This window comes from Chryseobacterium cucumeris (assembly GCF_001593385.1).
In the GTDB taxonomy this organism is placed as follows: domain Bacteria; phylum Bacteroidota; class Bacteroidia; order Flavobacteriales; family Weeksellaceae; genus Chryseobacterium; species Chryseobacterium cucumeris.
The window spans coordinates 37997-54809 of the sequence record NZ_LUVZ01000047.1 but is presented as its reverse complement, the minus strand read 5'-3'; the positions used below and the strand labels follow the sequence as shown (position 1 = coordinate 54809).

The window sequence follows — 16813 nt, the reverse complement described above, 5'->3', positions numbered from 1 at the left end:
ATGATTAAAAAAGTCATTTTTATTTTTGTATCACTGCTTTTAATTTCATGTGGAAAAGACCCTTCACCAAAACCTTATGGAGAACTGCGTCTTGAATATCCCGCACCGAAATACCAGAAGTTTGAAAACGATTGCGCCTATACCTTTGAGTATTCGGACTTTGCTTCGATTGCTCCAGCGAAGAAACCTTGTTGGTTCTATCTGAACTATCCAAAAATGAAAGCTAAGCTTTTCATTACCTATTACCCTATACAAAACGACTTTGCTGACCATATTAAGGAAGCTGAAAAAATGGTATATGAACATACCATCAAAGCCAGTTCCATAGATACAAAATCCTTTGAATACCCTGAAAAGAAAGTATATGGGAACTTCTATGAATTGAAAGGGCAGAGTGCTTCCAATCTTCAGTTTTACATTACAGACAGTACGAAACACTTCGTGACTGCTTACTTATACTTTAATACGAGACCGAAACCGGACTCTCTTGCGCCTGCAGTGAACTATATCAAAAATGATATGAAACATCTGCTGGACACTTTTGAATGGAAAAAATAATTACTTTTAATATACATTGAAAAATATATGAAACTTTTAGTTGTAGGAAGTGTTGCATTTGATGCAATTGAAACACCATTTGGTAAAACGGACAAAATTTTAGGAGGTGCAGCCACTTATATCGGGATCACTTCATCAATTTTAGGCGTTAAATCCGGAATTGTTTCTGTAGTAGGAGGAGACTTTCCACAGGAACATCTTGATATGTTCACAAACAGAGAGGTAAACATCGAAGGAATTGAAATTGTGAAAGAAGGAAAAACATTCTTCTGGTCCGGAAAATACCACAACGATCTGAATACAAGAGATACTTTGGCTACAGAAGTAAACGTGTTGGAGAACTTTGATCCGAAAATCCCGGATTCAATGCAGGATGCCGAAATTTTACTACTTGGAAACCTACACCCTGGAGTTCAGTTATCTGTACTTGAAAAAATGAACAACCGTCCTAAGCTGGTTATCCTTGATACCATGAACTTCTGGATGGATTCTGCATGGGATATCTTAATGGATATGATTGCTAAAACAGATGTTATTACCATCAATGATGAAGAGGCAAGACAGCTTTCGGGAGAATATTCTTTAGTGAAAGCAGCTAAAAAGATCCACACAATGGGTCCTGAATATGTGATCATTAAAAAAGGAGAGCACGGAGCTCTACTTTTCCATGATAATAAAGTATTTGCTATCCCGGCACTTCCACTGGAAGATGTTTTCGATCCGACAGGAGCTGGAGATACTTTTGCAGGAGGTTTTGCGGCATATCTTGCTAAAAAAGGAAAAATTGATTTCGAAACGATGAAATCTGCTCTTATCGTAGGATCTGCAATGGCTTCATTCACCGTAGAGAAATTCGGAACAGAAAGAATAGAAGAAGTAAACGAAGCAGATATGTTCAGCAGATTGAGACAATTCAAAGAATTAACGACATTTGATGTTGAACTGCAGTAAATAAGTCTTTTTAAGAAATATTTATAATAAAAAATTGAGTGAAATTCGTTAAGAATTCTAAATTTGCAACTTGTTAAAATAGTAAAATGACAAATAAACTAAAAATCACTTTTCTTCTTGGGATTTTCATCATGATATTCTCTTCAAATATGATGAATGCCCAGCTAAAACAAGGAGATTTGGTGGATGGTATTGCAGCTGTTATCGGGGATGAGATTGTATTGGAATCTGATGTAATCGAGCAGATGAATTATGGTAAACAACAGGGAGCTGCCAACACAGACAAATGTGAGTTCCTGGAAAACCTTATCAGCAATAAGCTTCTTGTATACGAAGCAAAAAAAGATACCTTAATTGAAAATCGTTCTGCAGCAATCAAAGAACAGGCTAATGCAAAATACCGTCAGATGCTTTCTCAATTTCCGGATGAAAAAACAATGCTTGCAGCTTATAAGTTCAGAAATGCTTATGAACTGAAAAATGCTATTGAAAAAATTGATACAGACCAGTATTACGGACAGGCAAAGTACCAGAGAATAACTGATAAAGCGGACGTAACTCCTAATGAGGTAACTGATTTTTACAATATGTATAAAACACAGCTGCCACAGGTAAAAGATGAAGTTACTTTAGCTCAGATTATGATCTACCCGTCACTTACAGAAGCTCACAAACAAGAGCTTATCAACAGGTTGAAAAAAATCAAGCAGGATATTATCGGAGGGGAAACTTTTGAAAGCCAGGCAAGAATCTATTCTGAAGATGAAGGATCTGCCGCTAATGGAGGATTATATAAAAATATCAATAAAGGACAGATGGTAAAGCCATTTGAAGCTGCAGCATTGAACCTTCAGGAAAATGAAATTTCAGATCCTATTGAATCTGAATTCGGATTCCATATTATTCAGTTAGTGAAAAGATCTGGTAAAGTATATGATGCGAGACATATCTTGTTAAAAGCAGTACCTACTGATGATGAGATCAAAACAGCAAAAGCAAAATTAGACAGTATAAGAGGTCTTATCGTTGATGGTAAAATGACGTTTAAAGATGCTGCTTTTAAATTCTCTGACGATAAAAGAACAAAATTCAATGCTGGGATCATTCCTGGAGCTGATGGCTCTGATAAAATTGAAAGAGAAAGTATCCCTGGAACAATCAGTTACGAATTGGCAGGATTAAACAAAGGTGATATCACTACTGCTTTTGAAGACGAAGAGAATAAGAGAAAACAAATCAAGATCATCAAAGTTGAAGATGTGATTCCTTCTCACCAGATTACTCTGGAAACAGATTTCAGCAGAATCAAGCAGATGGCGCTGAATAAAAAGAAAAGTGAAATGGTTGAAAAGTTTGTCAACTCAAAGTTACCGACAACCTTTATTTCAATTGACGGACGTTACGATACCTGTAACTTTAAGTCTAACTGGAAGAAACAATCCTTAACAAAATAAAATCAAAACCTTCAGAATTTCTGAAGGTTTTTTTTATAATAAGCTTTAAAGAATAATAAGCTATGATAGAAAATATTGACATATTTTTCCCGGAAAACAGTTGTTTTTATTATTTTTACACATGAGCAATTTTATAGATTTTAACGCTGCAAAAAAACTTCATGACATGGAGGCTACACACAATAGAATTTCACACCTTTTTAATATTAAATATCCAATTATCCAGGCAGGCATGATCTGGCATTCAGGATGGAGACTTGCTTCTGCAGTTTCTAACTGTGGAGGATTAGGAATAATAGGAGCAGGAAGTATGTATCCTGATATCCTGAGAGAAAATATCCGGAAATGTAAACTGGCGACAGATAAGCCATTCGGGGTAAATGTACCGATGTTATATCCTAATATTGATGAAATCATTCAGATCATCCTTGAAGAAGGAGTGAAAATTGTATTTACATCAGCCGGTAACCCGAAAACCTATACGGAAACCCTTCAGAAAGAAGGAATAAAGGTTGCTCACGTAGTCTCTTCTACTAAATTTGCTGTAAAATGCGAAGACGCAGGAGTAGATGCTGTTGTTGCAGAAGGTTTCGAAGCAGGAGGCCACAACGGAAGAGATGAAACCACCACATTCTGTCTTATTCCGAATGTAAAGAAACATATTTCTAAACCGTTAATCGCTGCCGGAGGAATTGCTTTAGGTTCACAAATTAAGGCTGCAATGATTCTTGGTGCGGACGGTGTACAAATCGGGTCCCGTTTTGCTGCTACCCACGAAGCTAGCGCCCATGAAAACTGGAAAAAGAAAATTACAGAACTCCAGGAAGGAGATACACACCTTACGTTGAAAGAACTGGCTCCTGTAAGAATGGTTAAAAATAAATTCTTCAATGAGCTGGAAGATATTTATGTGAACGGAAGAAACAAAGATGCTTTAATCGCATCGCTGGGAAGAGCCAGAGCAAAAAAAGGGATGTTTGAAGGAGATATGGAAGAGGGAGAACTTGAAATAGGCCAGGTTTCTGCTTTAATTGATGAAATTCTTCCCGTGGAAACTGTTTTCAGCCATCTTTTAAAAGAATTTGAAGAAACGAAAATGCCGGTTTTTTAATATGATCATATTCGATGGAGGGAAGAATAATTGATGTAAAGGGACAAAAATTATATATCGAACACAATAATCAACTTCGAGACAGGCCTACGATTGTTTTTCTGCATGATTCATTAGGATCTGTGCAGCTCTGGAGAGATTTTCCGGCTAAGCTGGCTGAGATCACACAATGCAATACTCTTGCTTATGACCGTTTAGGCTATGGGAAATCGTTTCCTATGCTTACTCATGAGAGGCCGATACATTATATGGAACTGGAAGCAGATCTGTTGAATGATGTATTGACTGAAATGAATATTGATAACGTTGTCCTGTTCGGGCACAGTGATGGGGGAACAATTGCTTTGATCACCGCTGCAAAATATCCCGAAAGAATAAAAGCCGTTATCTGTGAAGCTGGTCATATTTTTGTAGAAGAAACAACTTTAAAAGGAGTTTACGACGCATGGGAAGCTTACAAAACGACCAATCTTCCGGAACGTTTGCAGAAATATCATGGTGATAAAGTAGAAATGCTTTTCAGAGCCTGGACAGAAACCTGGACACGGGATGATTACAGAACCTGGAATATAGAGTATTTCCTGAAAGATATTACAGCTCCATTGTTATTTATTCAGGGAGAAGCCGATGAATATGGCACATTGGATCAGGTAGAAAAAACAGTTACTCAGGTCGGTGGAAGTGCAGAAAAATATATCATTCCCGGTATAGGCCATACACCGCATAAAGAAGTGCCTGAGCCTGTATTGGAGAAAGCGGCCGGATTTATCAGCAATTATTTCTAATATACAATATCAACAAGACACCTGTTAACGGGTGTCTTTGTTAAATCAACAGATTGATCTATTTTTATTTCAATAACTGAAGCTCGGCAGCAATATTTTCCTTTGCCCGGGCTTCATATCTTTCCTTAAAATATTCTGTTTTAAAGATACTTTCAAGTTCAAGGAAATGTTTGAGCACTTTTTTTCGTCCCGGTTTATAAAGGAAGTCAGGATAAATAGAATACTCTTTTCTGATATTCTGAGTATATTCTAAATAAGTTTTAAAATCTTTACCCAATACAGAAAGATCGGCATCAAGCAGATAATTGGTGTCTTCATTATCGGATTGATGATGTGATTTTGTTGCTAGAATCTGCGCAGAAATGAGTGAAATTCTGTCTTTGTTCAAATGAAGTTCTCCAAGCCTTTTTTCTGTTTTGGCCGCACTTTTTTCCTCATTAGACTTAGAAGAAGCATCGTAGATAACGTCATGGTAAAACACGGAGAAAGAAATGGCTGTAAAATCTGAAATATCGCTTTTCACAGCTTCGAGTTCACTGAACATATTTTCAAGATGAAGAAGATTGTGGTAGTGTCTGCCTTTTTCAGAATATCTGGTTTCAACTTCGTTCCACAGACTGTCGATCAGCTGTTTGTTTTCGGTGAAAGAAGAACAAAGCGTTTCAAAATAGTTTTTCAGATTCATAGAAATAAGATATAAAAAAAGGAACTTTTAAAAAGTTCCCTGATTTGCTTCCAGAACAGCCTTCAGCTCAGCCCAGCCTCCGCCGTTATAACCGTCCTTTAATCCTTGAGCGTTAAGATAATCCAATGCTTTTCCGCTTCTGTTTCCGCTTCTGCAGAATAAGATAACAGGCTTTTCAATAGATAGGATCTCATCCTGTCTGTCTTCTACTTCACCTAAAGGAATATTCTTAGCACCATCTATATTACCGTCCATTTCAAGCTCCATTGGCTCACGAACGTCGATTAATTCATAGTTTCCTGATTGTATTACTTCTATTAAAGACATAGTTGTTGGTTTAAACATTAAATTAGAAACGAAATTACGTATTTTTTTTTTGAAAAAAATCCTAATTAAAACATAATTTTTTCAGAAAGAACCATTCGTGGGAGGTACTTTGGCATAAATCTGAAGATTGATAAAATAATCTTAATTTTGCAGTGTGAAATTAATGAATGCTGGTGCCGAAAAATATTCCCAACTCATAAAGTCCAAGGCAAAAAGTTTTGGATTCCAGAGTTGTGGCATTTCCAAAGCTGATTTTCTCGAGGAAGAAGCTCCTCATCTTGAAAAATGGCTGAAGAATAATTATAACGGCGAAATGAAGTATATGGAAAATCATTTCGACAAAAGACTTGATCCGAGACTATTGGTAGAAGGTTCAAAATCTGTGATTTCACTTTCTTACAATTACTTTCCTGAAGAAAAAATTTCAACGCTGGAGAACTTTAAAATCTCAAAATATGCTTATGCAGAAGACTATCATGAAGTAATCAAAGAAATACTCCGTGAAATGGTTGCAGAGCTGCAGGAAGAAATAGGGGAATTTGGATTTCGTGTCTTTGTAGATTCTGCGCCGGTTTTGGAAAGAGCGTGGGCTAAAAAATCAGGAATAGGCTGGGTAGGGAAAAATGCCAACCTCATTACCAAACAAAGCGGTTCTTTTTATTTTCTGGCCGAAATCATCTGCGATCTGGAGCTGATTCCTGACCACGCCACTACAGATCATTGTGGAAGCTGCAGAAAATGTATCGATGCCTGTCCTACAGATGCCATTGTTTCTGAAAAAATTATAGATGGAAGCCGCTGCATTTCCTATGCAACCATAGAACTCAAAAGCGAAATCCCGGATTATTTTAAAGATAAAATGGAAGACTGGATGTTTGGCTGCGATATCTGTCAGGATGTTTGTCCCTGGAACAGGTTCTCAGCGCCTAACAAACAGAGCCGCTTCCAACCCAATGAAGCGTTGAAAAACTTCAAAAAAGGAGAATGGAAGGAACTTACTCAGGAAATTTTCTCAGAAATCTTTAGAAAGTCTCCCGTAAAACGTACTAAATTTACAGGACTCAAAAGAAATATTGAGTTTTTACAGAAATCTTCTGACTGAGTTTTCTCTGAACTTTTGGTGACAATCCCTCTTTTGGAATTTTTTGAAGTTCCAAACCAGAGCTGATGGTCGACCATTCCTTAAATTTTTCGCTTTAAGGAGGTGAAGATTTACATTAATAAGTTTCTTAAAAAGCCTTTCCTATAAAGAAAAATTGATTTTCAGGAGATCAGAATCTCACCGAAAATCAACGTCTTTTTTGTATTCTTTTAGGAGCAGTTTTTACTCTTACTTTAAACCTTTTTTGGGATTTAGTATTTTTACGCATATTTGTGAATATTTCGTAACTAAATATAGCTAATTTTTCGATTAAAACAAATACTTTTACTAAAAATTAAAGATTAAATTTTATTAAAAAACATGACTGTGAAAACAATATTTATGTATCTCCTGAAAGTGATAGGAATTATTTTAGGGATTGTGATTATTTATGTCATCCTTGGGTTGTTGATTCCCTATATTCCTGTTTCCGCAAAAGATGACGGACAAAAGAAAGAAATTCCAATCTACATTTATACCAACGGAGTGCATACCGATATTGTAATGCCTGTGAAAAACGATTTGCAGGACTGGAGCCGGAAAATTCCTTTTGCCAATACAAAATCAAAAAGAACAGACTATCAGTATATAGGGATAGGATGGGGGGATAAAGGTTTTTATCTTGATACACCTACGTGGGCAGACCTGAAATTTTCAACAGCTATAAAGGCTGCATTCTGGCTAAGTGATTCAGCTATGCACTGTACTTATTATAATACGATGAAAGAAGGCGATGACTGTAAAATGATTATGATTAGCAGAAGTCAGTATGAAAATCTGGTGAAATATGTGGAAGATAAATTTGACAGAGATGAGAACAGAAATTTTATGCTGATCCCTACCAATGCTGTTTACGGTGATAACGATGCTTTTTATGATGCAAAAGGGACTTACAGCTTTCTGTATACCTGCAACACCTGGTCAAATAACGCTTTGAAGGCAGCAGGGCAAAAAGCCGCACTTTGGACTCCTTCTGATTTCGGAATCTTTCAGCATTATAAATAAAATATGAAAAAGGTTTTTTGGTTTTTCACCATCTTTTGGATCTGTTCATGTTCTCAGGAAAGGAGAAATAATACAATAAGAACGGTAGAAACATCAGTAGTTGCAGAAAAGAAACCTGAAGCTGATTTTTCTAAATTAAAAATAAAAGCAGAAGAAGCCCTGAAATTCTGTGCTTCAAAGAACCTCAGCAAAGATTTCTGTATTCTCATTGATATGAGCCTTCACTCCGGCGTTAACCGTTTTTTTGTCTGGGATTTTAAGAATAATAAGATTACTAAAAAATATCTGGTAGGGCATGGTTGCGGTTCCAATTCCTGGAGTAAAGATAATTCTAAAGCCAATCCGGGTTTCAGCAATGAAGATGGAAGCCACCTTTCATCTTTAGGAAAGTATAAATTGGAAGGAAGAGGCTACAGCGATTGGGGAATCAATATAAAATACCTTATGAACGGCCTTGAAGAAACCAACAGCAATGCTTTAAAAAGATATATTGTCTTTCATTCCTGGGATCTTATGAGCGATGAGGAAGTGTTTCCTGACGGATCTCCCGAAGGATGGGGCTGCCCGACTGTTTCCAACAATGCCATGAAAGAAATTGATCCGATGATTCAGAAATCGGGAAAACCAGTACTGATGTGGATCTATAATTAAATCTTTGTCATACATTTGTTTGACAACAATCAGATAAACTGATCCGGTCTTATGAAGCATACTCTTTTCCGTGAACAACAGCTCAATTGTGATATAGAAACCGCCTGGAAGTTCTTTTCCTCCGCAAACAATCTTTCAGAAATTACTCCGAAGGATATGGGCTTCGTCGTATTAACGGAAATGGAAGATGATGAAATCTTTGAAGGAATGCTCATCGATTATTATGTTTCTCCATTATTCGGTATCAAAATGAAGTGGCAGACGGAGATCACCCACGTAGATTTTCAGAAAAGTTTCATTGATTTTCAGAAAAAAGGTCCGTACAAACTATGGAACCACTATCATGAATTTATTTCCAATGAAGAAGGCGTATTGATGAAGGATACTATAGACTATGAACTTCCCATGGGGTTTTTAGGAGAAATTGTCCACGATCTTTTCGTGAAAAAGAAACTGGAACATATCTTTGATTATCGTTTCAGAATATTGAGTAAACTGTTCTAGATATTCAATAGAAACGGTTTATCATCCTGAGCTTAGATGAAGGGAGCCCGTTTAAAAACGATAACCCAAATTCCACTGGCTTTAGCCGAAACTTTTACGATTCCAATTAGATTCCTACGGAATGACAATACAAATAAATAAGATTATTCATCCATTGTTTAAGTTTTTTTAACAGTTCAATGGCGGGATCTTCCGGTAAAAATTCCTAATTTTGCCAAACTATCGTTTTTTACTTAAAAACTAATGTGTTCTGGTTGACATGGCAAGTCTGAGGTCATTTTTCTTATTCTATATCATACTGGTTTTTTCCCTTTTCAATTCGAATTGGGCGGAAAAATCATTGAGAAATATCCCTCATGTTCCTCCTGTAACCAACATTCATGTTCTGGATGTTTACGAAGAGGCAGATATGAATACGCATGCATTGCCTGCGGCTGCCAAAATTGTAAAACATTCTGTCAAAAAAAACGATACTGCCATTGCAGATTTTTCAGGAATTTTAAAAGCTATTCCCAAAGTTACGCTTCCTGAGATCGCAATTTCTATTATTTGTGGCGTTAAATCTTTTCTCCATCTCCTCCAGCTGTACTAGGTTTAAGTTTCTGAATACCAAATCATTTTTACGGAAATCTTATAACTTAAACATTTAAAAATGTATTTTAAAAACGTAATAATTTGCATTCTTGCAACATTATTCGCTGTGTCATGCAGTAAAGACAAGCAAAAAGACAATCAGAAAGACAAAGAAGTTCCCGTGCTGGAAATCAAGGAAAAAGACACCTTGGTGAGCAACCAGTTTGTTACTGATATCCAGGCTAAAAAAAATGTTGAAATGCGCTCCAGAATCGGAGGTATTATACAGCATATTTATGTAAATGAGGGACAATTTGTCCATCAGGGACAGGCTTTATTTAAAATTAATGATGCCGAACTTCAGATGGAACTCCTGAAAGCAAATGCAGCTTTAAAACAGACTGAAGCAGATGTTCGTATTGCAGAAGTAGAATTGAAGCAGATTCAGAGTCTTCATGCTAAAAAATTTGTTGCAAACAACGAACTGGAAATGGTAAAGGCTAAACTATCTTCTGCAAAAGCAAAACATGCCTTTGCCGATGCAGAAAAAAGAACCGTTCTTCAGAAAATAAGCTTTACAAGAATTACAGCACCTTTTGATGGAGTAATTGATGTAATTCCCCATAAAGACGGAAGTTTGGTGGAAAATGGAACATTGTTAACCACACTGTCCCAACTGAACGAAGTGTATGCCTATTTCTCCATTCCTGAAAACTTATATTTTGAGCTTTTAGCTAATGATAAGATCGGAAATCATCAAAAAATTGAATTGACGTTGCCTAATGGAGTTAATTATCAGTTCAACGGAGCTTTGAAAACAGCAGAAGGAGAAATAGACAGAACCACAGGTTCTATTCGTTATAAAGTGCTTTTCCCGAATCCGGACCGTTTGATCAAACACGGTACTTCCGGGAAACTTATCATTTCTGAGCAACAGAATAATGCGATCCTTATTCCACAAAAATCTACCTTTTCCATTCAGGATAAAACCTATGTTTTTGTGGTAGATAAACAGAATAAAGTGAAAATGACCAACATTAAGATCGGAACTACTTTAAGAGATTCTTATATGGTAGAAAGCGGTCTTAAAAAGGGAGATTTAATCATTTATGAAGGGACTCAGTCTTTGAAAGATGGTGATATTATCAAAATCAAAAAGAAGTATTAACCTTTCATAATCTTTAAATCAACTAACTATGGTAGAAATGTTTATAAGACGAAAGGTTCTTTCGTTGGTTATTTCCATATTATTTGTATTGCTGGGAATTATGGCGTTGCTGAAAATGCCAATCACTCAGTTTCCCGATATTGTACCGCCTTCAGTAACCGTTACAGCAAAATATACAGGAGCGAATGCCGAAGTGTCTGCCAATGCGGTAGCGCTGCCTTTGGAACGTGCGATCAATGGAGTGCCGGGGATGACGTACATGTCCACGGTAACCTCAAATGACGGTCTTACCCTTATTCAGGTGTTCTTTGAAGTAGGAACAGATCCTGATGTGGCTGCAGTAAACGTTCAGAACAGGGTAACGACTATTCTTGATGAACTTCCTGAAGAAGTAATCAGAGCCGGAGTAACTACTGAAAAAGAGGTGAACAGTATGCTGATGTACCTTAACATCACCAGTGCAGATCCGAGCCAAGATGAACAGTTCATTTATAACTTTACGGATATCAACGTCCTTCAGGAGCTGAAACGTATTGATGGAGTAGGGCGTGCTGAAATTATGGGGCAGAAAGAGTACTCCATGAGAGTATGGCTGGATCCTCAGAAAATGGCAGCTTATAATATTTCAGCAGATGAGGTAATCACTTCCCTGCAAAAACAGAATATTTCCGCTGCGCCTGGAAAAGTAGGTGAAACCTCTGGTAAAACCTCCAGTCAGCTTCAGTATGTAATCAAATATAAGGGAAAGTTTTTTGAGCCTAAGCAATATGAAGAAGTTCCTATCAGATCTGACGTGGATGGAACTATTTTAAAGCTTAAAGACATTGCTAAAGTGGAATTCGGAGCCATGAACTACGGAATGGTTTCCAAAACAGACGGAAGACCTTCTGCGTCGATTATGATGAAACAACGTCCCGGTTCCAATGCTTCCGAAGTGATCGAAAGCGTAAAAGCAAAAATGGAAGAATTAAAAGTTACCTCTTTCCCTCCCGGAATGGAGTATAACATGGCTTATGATGTTTCCCGATTCCTGGATGCTTCCATCAGTGCAGTACTGACAACCCTTATTGAAGCCTTTATTCTGGTAGGAATTGTAGTATTTATCTTCCTTCAGGACTGGCGTTCCACATTAATTCCTGTACTGGCTGTACCGGTAGCATTGGTAGGAACTTTTGCGTTCATGAATATGCTGGATTTCTCTGTGAACCTTTTAACATTGTTTGCATTGGTTCTGGCCATCGGAATTGTGGTTGATAATGCCATTGTCGTCGTTGAAGCCGTTCACGTGAAAATGGAAGAAGGAATGAATGCGATGGATGCCACCATCAGTGCCACTAAAGAAATTGCAGGAGCTGTAGTAGCGATTACGATCGTAATGTCTGCTGTATTTATTCCTGTAGCTTTCCTGGATGGCCCGGTGGGTGTATTTTACCGTCAGTTTTCATTAACGCTGGCCATCAGTATCGTGATTTCTGGGGTGAATGCATTGACACTTACTCCGGCACTTTGTGCTATTATTTTAAAACCTCATGACCACAATAAGAAGAAAACGATCATCGACAGGGCTTTCCAGAGCTTCAATACCGGTTTTGAAAGACTGACGAATGGTTATGTAGGTATTTTATCAAAATTTGCTACAAGAACTACGGTAACTTTCGGACTGCTGTTTTTATTTGTCGGACTTACTTTCGTGACCAGCAAATTCCTGCCGACCGGATTTATTCCAATGGAAGACCAAGGAATGGTGTATGTAAGTGTAACGACTCCACAGGGAGCAACAGTAGAAAGAACAGAAAAAGTACTGGATGAAGTTACCGTTATTGCCAAGAAGATCAAAGGAGTGGAAAACGTGACCACCCTTGCAGGGTACAGCATCGTAACAGAAATTGCAGGTTCTTCTTACGGAATGGCGATGATTAACCTTAAAGACTGGAAAGAAAGGAGTATTTCAGTGAATGATCTGATCTCAGAACTTTCAGACAAAACAAAAAGCATTGCAGATGCACAGATTGAAATTTTTGCACCACCAACGGTTCCGGGGTTCGGTAATACCAGCGGTTTTGAATTGCGTCTGCTGGACAGAACCGGAGGAACGATTGAAAATACAGATAAGATCACGAAGGATTTTGTTAAGAAATTAAACGAAGCTCCTGAACTGCAGAACAACTTTACCAGCTTTGATGCTACTTTCCCGCAATACATGATCAATGTAGATTATGATATGGCAGCAAAGAAAGGAGTATCGGTAGACAACGCCATGTCTACCCTACAGACCATGTTGGGATCTTATTATGCCACGAACTTTATCCGCTTCAGTCAGATGTATAAAGTAATGGTCCAGGCGAGTCCGGAACACAGAGATACCCCGGAAAGCATTCTGAATTTATATCTAAAAAATGATAAAGGTGAAATGGTTCCTTTCTCAACTTTCATCACTATTGAGAAGGTATATGGCCCTGAAGTACTGACAAGGTACAATATGTATATGTCTGCGATGATCAACGGAGAGCCCGCGGACGGTTACAGTTCCGGAGATGCCATTGAAGCGGTAGAACGTGTAGCCAAAGAAACCCTGCCAAGAGGATTCGATATTGAATGGTCGGGGATGACAAGAGAAGAAATCTTATCAGGCAACCAAACCGTTTATATCTTCGCGATCTGTCTTTTATTTGTGTATCTTTTATTAGCAGCACAATATGAAAGCTTCCTTCTTCCGATGCCTGTATTATTAAGTCTTCCGACAGGAATTTTCGGATCTTACATTGCATTGGTGGCTGCAGGGCTGGATAATAATATTTATGCACAGGTAGCATTAGTCATGCTGATCGGTCTTCTGGCAAAAAATGCCATCCTGATCGTAGAATTTGCGGTAGCAAGAAACAAACAGGGATTTGATATTGTTCCGGCAGCTATTGAAGGCGCAAGGCAACGTCTGAGGCCGATTCTGATGACTTCTTTTGCATTTGTAGCAGGGCTTATTCCTCTATGTATTGCATCAGGAGCCGGAGCCATCGGTAACCGTTCTATCGGTACGGCAGCAGCAGGAGGAATGCTGATAGGAACGATCTTCGGACTGGTCGTGATTCCGGGACTGTATATATTCTTTGCAAAACTTGAAAATAAGAAGAAAGATGAAAAGATTAAATCATAGAAATATATTGTATGGAATAGCGTCACTGACCCTGGTTTCGTGTGCTGTTCCCAAAGTAACGGAGTTGAAAAAAGCTCAGGAATTACCTGAAGAGATTCTTAAAACTGATAAAAATAAATCTCCGGATGAATTCCAGCAGATCAACCTGAAAGCTTATTTTACAGATCCAAACCTGCTTGAACTTTTCGATAAAGTAGTTCAGGCTAATCCTGATTTTCAGATTGCCCAGCAAAGAGTGGAGATTGCCAACAGTTTCCTTCAAAGGTCAAAGATGGATCTATTGCCATCTCTTGAAGTGGGAGTACAGGCTTCCGGTGACCACTACGGAAAATATACAATGGAAGGCGTTGGAAACTATGATACCAATCTTTCCCCTAATATTACGGAAAATCAGAAAATTAACCGGGATTTTACTCCAAATTACTGGCTGGGAGCAAGAAGCAGCTGGGAAATTGACGCCTGGGGAAAGCTGAAAAATAAAAAGATTGCTGCTCAGAAGAAATATCTTGCTTCAACGGAAGGATTGAGGTTGCTGCAAGTAGAGCTTTTCACGGATATTGCGAATCTCTATTATCAGCTGGTTGCTTTAGATAACCGTCTTGCGATTTATCAGAAAAACTATAAACTTCAGCAAAGAGCCTTTGAAATTGTTCTGGCTCAGCGTGAAGTGGGAAAAGCCACGGAATTGGCAGTTCAGCAGTTCAAAGCTCAGAATAACAACTGGCTGGCAGAGATTGAACATATCAGAGTAGAAATTGTTACGGTAGAACAGGCAATCACTACTTTAACAGGAAGCTACGGTGGAGAGGTAAAACGCGGAAAAATACTGATGCCTACCAATATGGAAGTCTTGAATAAAACCATTAATGTAGAAAATGTGATTCATTCCAGACCGGATGTTGCTGCCAATTATTATGTTCTGGAAGCTTCTCAGGCTGATGCGAAGGCAGCAAGAGCTGCTTTTTATCCTAAAATTGATCTGGGAGCAGGTTTCGGATTGAATTCTTTTTCTGTGGAAACATTTTTCAAACCAAGTTCCCTTGCCGGGCAGCTGTTGGGAGGATTAATGGTTCCTGTTTTCAATAAAGGGCAGCTTAAATATGAATTTAAGGTAGCCAGCAAAGAGCAGGAAATCGCTTTTTTAAACTATCAGAAAAGTATCACAACAGCTTTTAATGAACTTCAGTCGATTCTGAAACAGACCAAGATCTATGAACGTGTTCTGAAACTGAAATCGGAAGAAGTAGGTTTCCTTGATCGTGGTGTTGAGGTTTCCAACGATCTGTATCTCACAGGATATGCTAATTATTTTGAACTGATCAATTCTCAGAAGAGCAAATTAACTGCTGAACTGGATTTACTGCAGTTTCAGCATCAGAATACCAGAAATAACGTCCTGCTGTTTAAAGCACTGGGAGGGAAACTGGATTAATTTTTACTTTTTTTACGATGAAGGAAGCTGTCTCTTTAGGCAGCTTCTTTTATGTTTTATAGGATTCTACGGATTCCCGTAATGATAATTGAAATAATTCCAGGATCTTGCATACAATCTAACTTTTATAAGTTGAGTTAACTTTTTTTATATGTCCCTAAAAAAAGAGACTGTCCCAGCGGGCAGTCTCTTTGTATATGGTTTAAAATGAATCTGCTTTCAGGGCAGAAACACTTTATAAGTACATATTATTTAACAAGCTGAATTTCAACAGCAGAAAATCCTTTAGGAGATTTCTCTTTTTCAAAAGATACCTTATTTCCTTTTTTCACCGGCTCTGCACAGTTGTTATTGTGGAAGAAAATGTTTTCTTTGGAATTATCTTCCGTAATGAAACCATATCCTTTTTCGCTCAGGAAAGTAACAATTCCTGTTTTTCTTGGATCTTCCTCAATGATAGGTGCAGCACCCAATTGAATGTCATCAAGATTTACTTCCTGTCTTTGTTCAGGTGGAGTAGATGTTAATCTTCCGAATTCGTCTACATACATGAAGACATCTTCTGCTCCTTTGTTGTTGTTCGTTTTACGTTCTTCGCGTCTTAGCGCCTTTTCTTTTTGCTTTTGAATTTTTTTCTTGAAATTTTCCTTTTTAGAAAAAGAATCTGCCATAAATTATTTTTAGTATTTAGTTTCTATAAATTAATGAGTTCAAACTGGTCTGTTAGACCCCTATAAAGCCTGGCTATGTTTTCTGTCCTGGATAATCCCAATCATACAGAGCTTTAAAATTCCGACAAGTATTGTTCTTTAATAGAAGAATAAAAGTTAAAAAGATGGCTGCTCAAAAGGCAAAGACTGAATAAAAAATATTCGGGTCGTTACAGAAAACAAAGTAAAGACTTGGTTTATAATATGCAAATATACAACAATAAAATGAATAATCAGGATTTAAATGATTGATTATCAGAAATGGTTTTAAGTGATACTTTCTATCTGTAGGAAGAGTGTAAAGTAAGTTGTGATAATTGTATAAAAAAATCCTCAGAAACCTGAGGATTATAAAAAAATATATTAAAAATGAAGTGGTGGTGCGTGATACGGGAGGAAGGTATCAAATGTTATGCCTAAAATTGATGCGTGTTTGTGAATTATACAAAAGTGTTTAACAGAAATGGCATGTGCCAAAGCGTATCTGGTTGGTAAATAACATTCTATTAAAAACTATTGTTTACATAAAATAATAAACATTTTTCTTTTGGTTTAAAAATAATAAATAGAAATTCCCGAAAATTTCACCATGTTGAGGCGGTTTTTA

General features: G+C 37.5%; 16 protein-coding genes. 13 read left to right on the top strand and 3 right to left on the bottom strand.

The genetic code is table 11. The annotated features are described in order from the left end of the window. The 5 genes from gldD to A1704_RS23145 all read left to right on the top strand — a co-directional run bounded on the left by gldD (nt 1) and on the right by A1704_RS23145 (nt 4859). Entirely contained in the window at nt 1-558 is a 558-nt protein-coding gene (gene gldD / locus A1704_RS23165; RefSeq protein WP_062676361.1) for a gliding motility lipoprotein GldD, read from the top strand. Nucleotides 559-585: 27 nt separating this feature from the next. Beyond that, a complete protein-coding gene (locus A1704_RS23160; protein WP_062676360.1) occupies nt 586-1509 on the top strand; it encodes a PfkB family carbohydrate kinase in 924 nt (307 codons plus the stop codon). An 86-nt stretch (nt 1510-1595) separates the two neighbouring features. After that, nucleotides 1596-2963 (top strand): peptidylprolyl isomerase, encoded by a 1368-nt coding sequence (locus A1704_RS23155; protein WP_062676359.1) that lies wholly within the window; start codon nt 1596-1598, stop codon nt 2961-2963. Nucleotides 2964-3129: 166 nt separating this feature from the next. Further along, a complete protein-coding gene (locus A1704_RS23150; protein WP_062676472.1) occupies nt 3130-4074 on the top strand; it encodes an NAD(P)H-dependent flavin oxidoreductase in 945 nt (314 codons plus the stop codon). 14 nt (nt 4075-4088) lie between these two features. After that, the gene (locus A1704_RS23145; protein ID WP_062676358.1) at nt 4089-4859 is read left to right on the top strand and encodes an alpha/beta fold hydrolase; all 771 of its coding nucleotides are present in this window, start codon (nt 4089-4091) and stop codon (nt 4857-4859) included. Nucleotides 4860-4923: 64 nt separating this feature from the next. Here A1704_RS23145 and A1704_RS23140 read toward each other — a convergent pair whose 3' ends face one another. Then, nucleotides 4924-5544: an HD domain-containing protein gene (locus A1704_RS23140; protein ID WP_082798859.1), complete on the bottom strand. Its 621-nt coding sequence runs from the start codon at nt 5542-5544 to the stop codon at nt 4924-4926. A 27-nt stretch (nt 5545-5571) separates the two neighbouring features. After that, on the bottom strand, nt 5572-5871 hold the full coding sequence (locus A1704_RS23135) for a rhodanese-like domain-containing protein (protein ID WP_047377132.1): 300 nt from the start codon (nt 5869-5871) through the stop codon (nt 5572-5574). A 163-nt stretch (nt 5872-6034) separates the two neighbouring features. Here A1704_RS23135 and queG point away from each other — a divergent pair, with 163 nt between their 5' ends. The 8 genes from queG to A1704_RS23095 all read left to right on the top strand — a co-directional run bounded on the left by queG (nt 6035) and on the right by A1704_RS23095 (nt 15496). After that, nucleotides 6035-6973, top strand: a complete 939-nt coding sequence (gene queG / locus A1704_RS23130) for a tRNA epoxyqueuosine(34) reductase QueG (protein WP_062676356.1) — start codon at nt 6035-6037, stop codon at nt 6971-6973. Nucleotides 6974-7333: 360 nt separating this feature from the next. Further along, complete coding sequence (locus tag A1704_RS23125; protein ID WP_062676355.1) at nt 7334-8017, top strand: TIGR02117 family protein; 684 nt, start codon at nt 7334-7336, stop codon at nt 8015-8017. Between the two features lie 3 nt (nt 8018-8020). Further along, nucleotides 8021-8668: a murein L,D-transpeptidase catalytic domain-containing protein gene (locus A1704_RS23120; protein WP_062676354.1), complete on the top strand. Its 648-nt coding sequence runs from the start codon at nt 8021-8023 to the stop codon at nt 8666-8668. Nucleotides 8669-8719: 51 nt separating this feature from the next. Continuing rightward, entirely contained in the window at nt 8720-9172 is a 453-nt protein-coding gene (locus tag A1704_RS23115) for an SRPBCC family protein (RefSeq protein WP_062676353.1), read from the top strand. Between the two features lie 340 nt (nt 9173-9512). Next, entirely contained in the window at nt 9513-9764 is a 252-nt protein-coding gene (locus tag A1704_RS23110) for a hypothetical protein (protein WP_131797565.1), read from the top strand. A 60-nt stretch (nt 9765-9824) separates the two neighbouring features. Next, on the top strand, nt 9825-10913 hold the full coding sequence (locus tag A1704_RS23105) for an efflux RND transporter periplasmic adaptor subunit (protein ID WP_062676351.1): 1089 nt from the start codon (nt 9825-9827) through the stop codon (nt 10911-10913). A 28-nt stretch (nt 10914-10941) separates the two neighbouring features. Next, nucleotides 10942-14064 (top strand): efflux RND transporter permease subunit, encoded by a 3123-nt coding sequence (locus A1704_RS23100; RefSeq protein WP_062676350.1) that lies wholly within the window; start codon nt 10942-10944, stop codon nt 14062-14064. Continuing rightward, nucleotides 14045-15496 (top strand): TolC family protein, encoded by a 1452-nt coding sequence (locus A1704_RS23095; protein WP_062676349.1) that lies wholly within the window; start codon nt 14045-14047, stop codon nt 15494-15496. The genes A1704_RS23100 and A1704_RS23095 overlap by 20 nt, the downstream gene beginning before the upstream one ends. Nucleotides 15497-15744: 248 nt before the next feature. On the opposite strand, the gene A1704_RS23090 is transcribed toward A1704_RS23095, so the two are convergent. Then, nucleotides 15745-16167: a cold shock domain-containing protein gene (locus tag A1704_RS23090; protein ID WP_047432903.1), complete on the bottom strand. Its 423-nt coding sequence runs from the start codon at nt 16165-16167 to the stop codon at nt 15745-15747. Nucleotides 16168-16813: the final 646 nt, after the last annotated feature.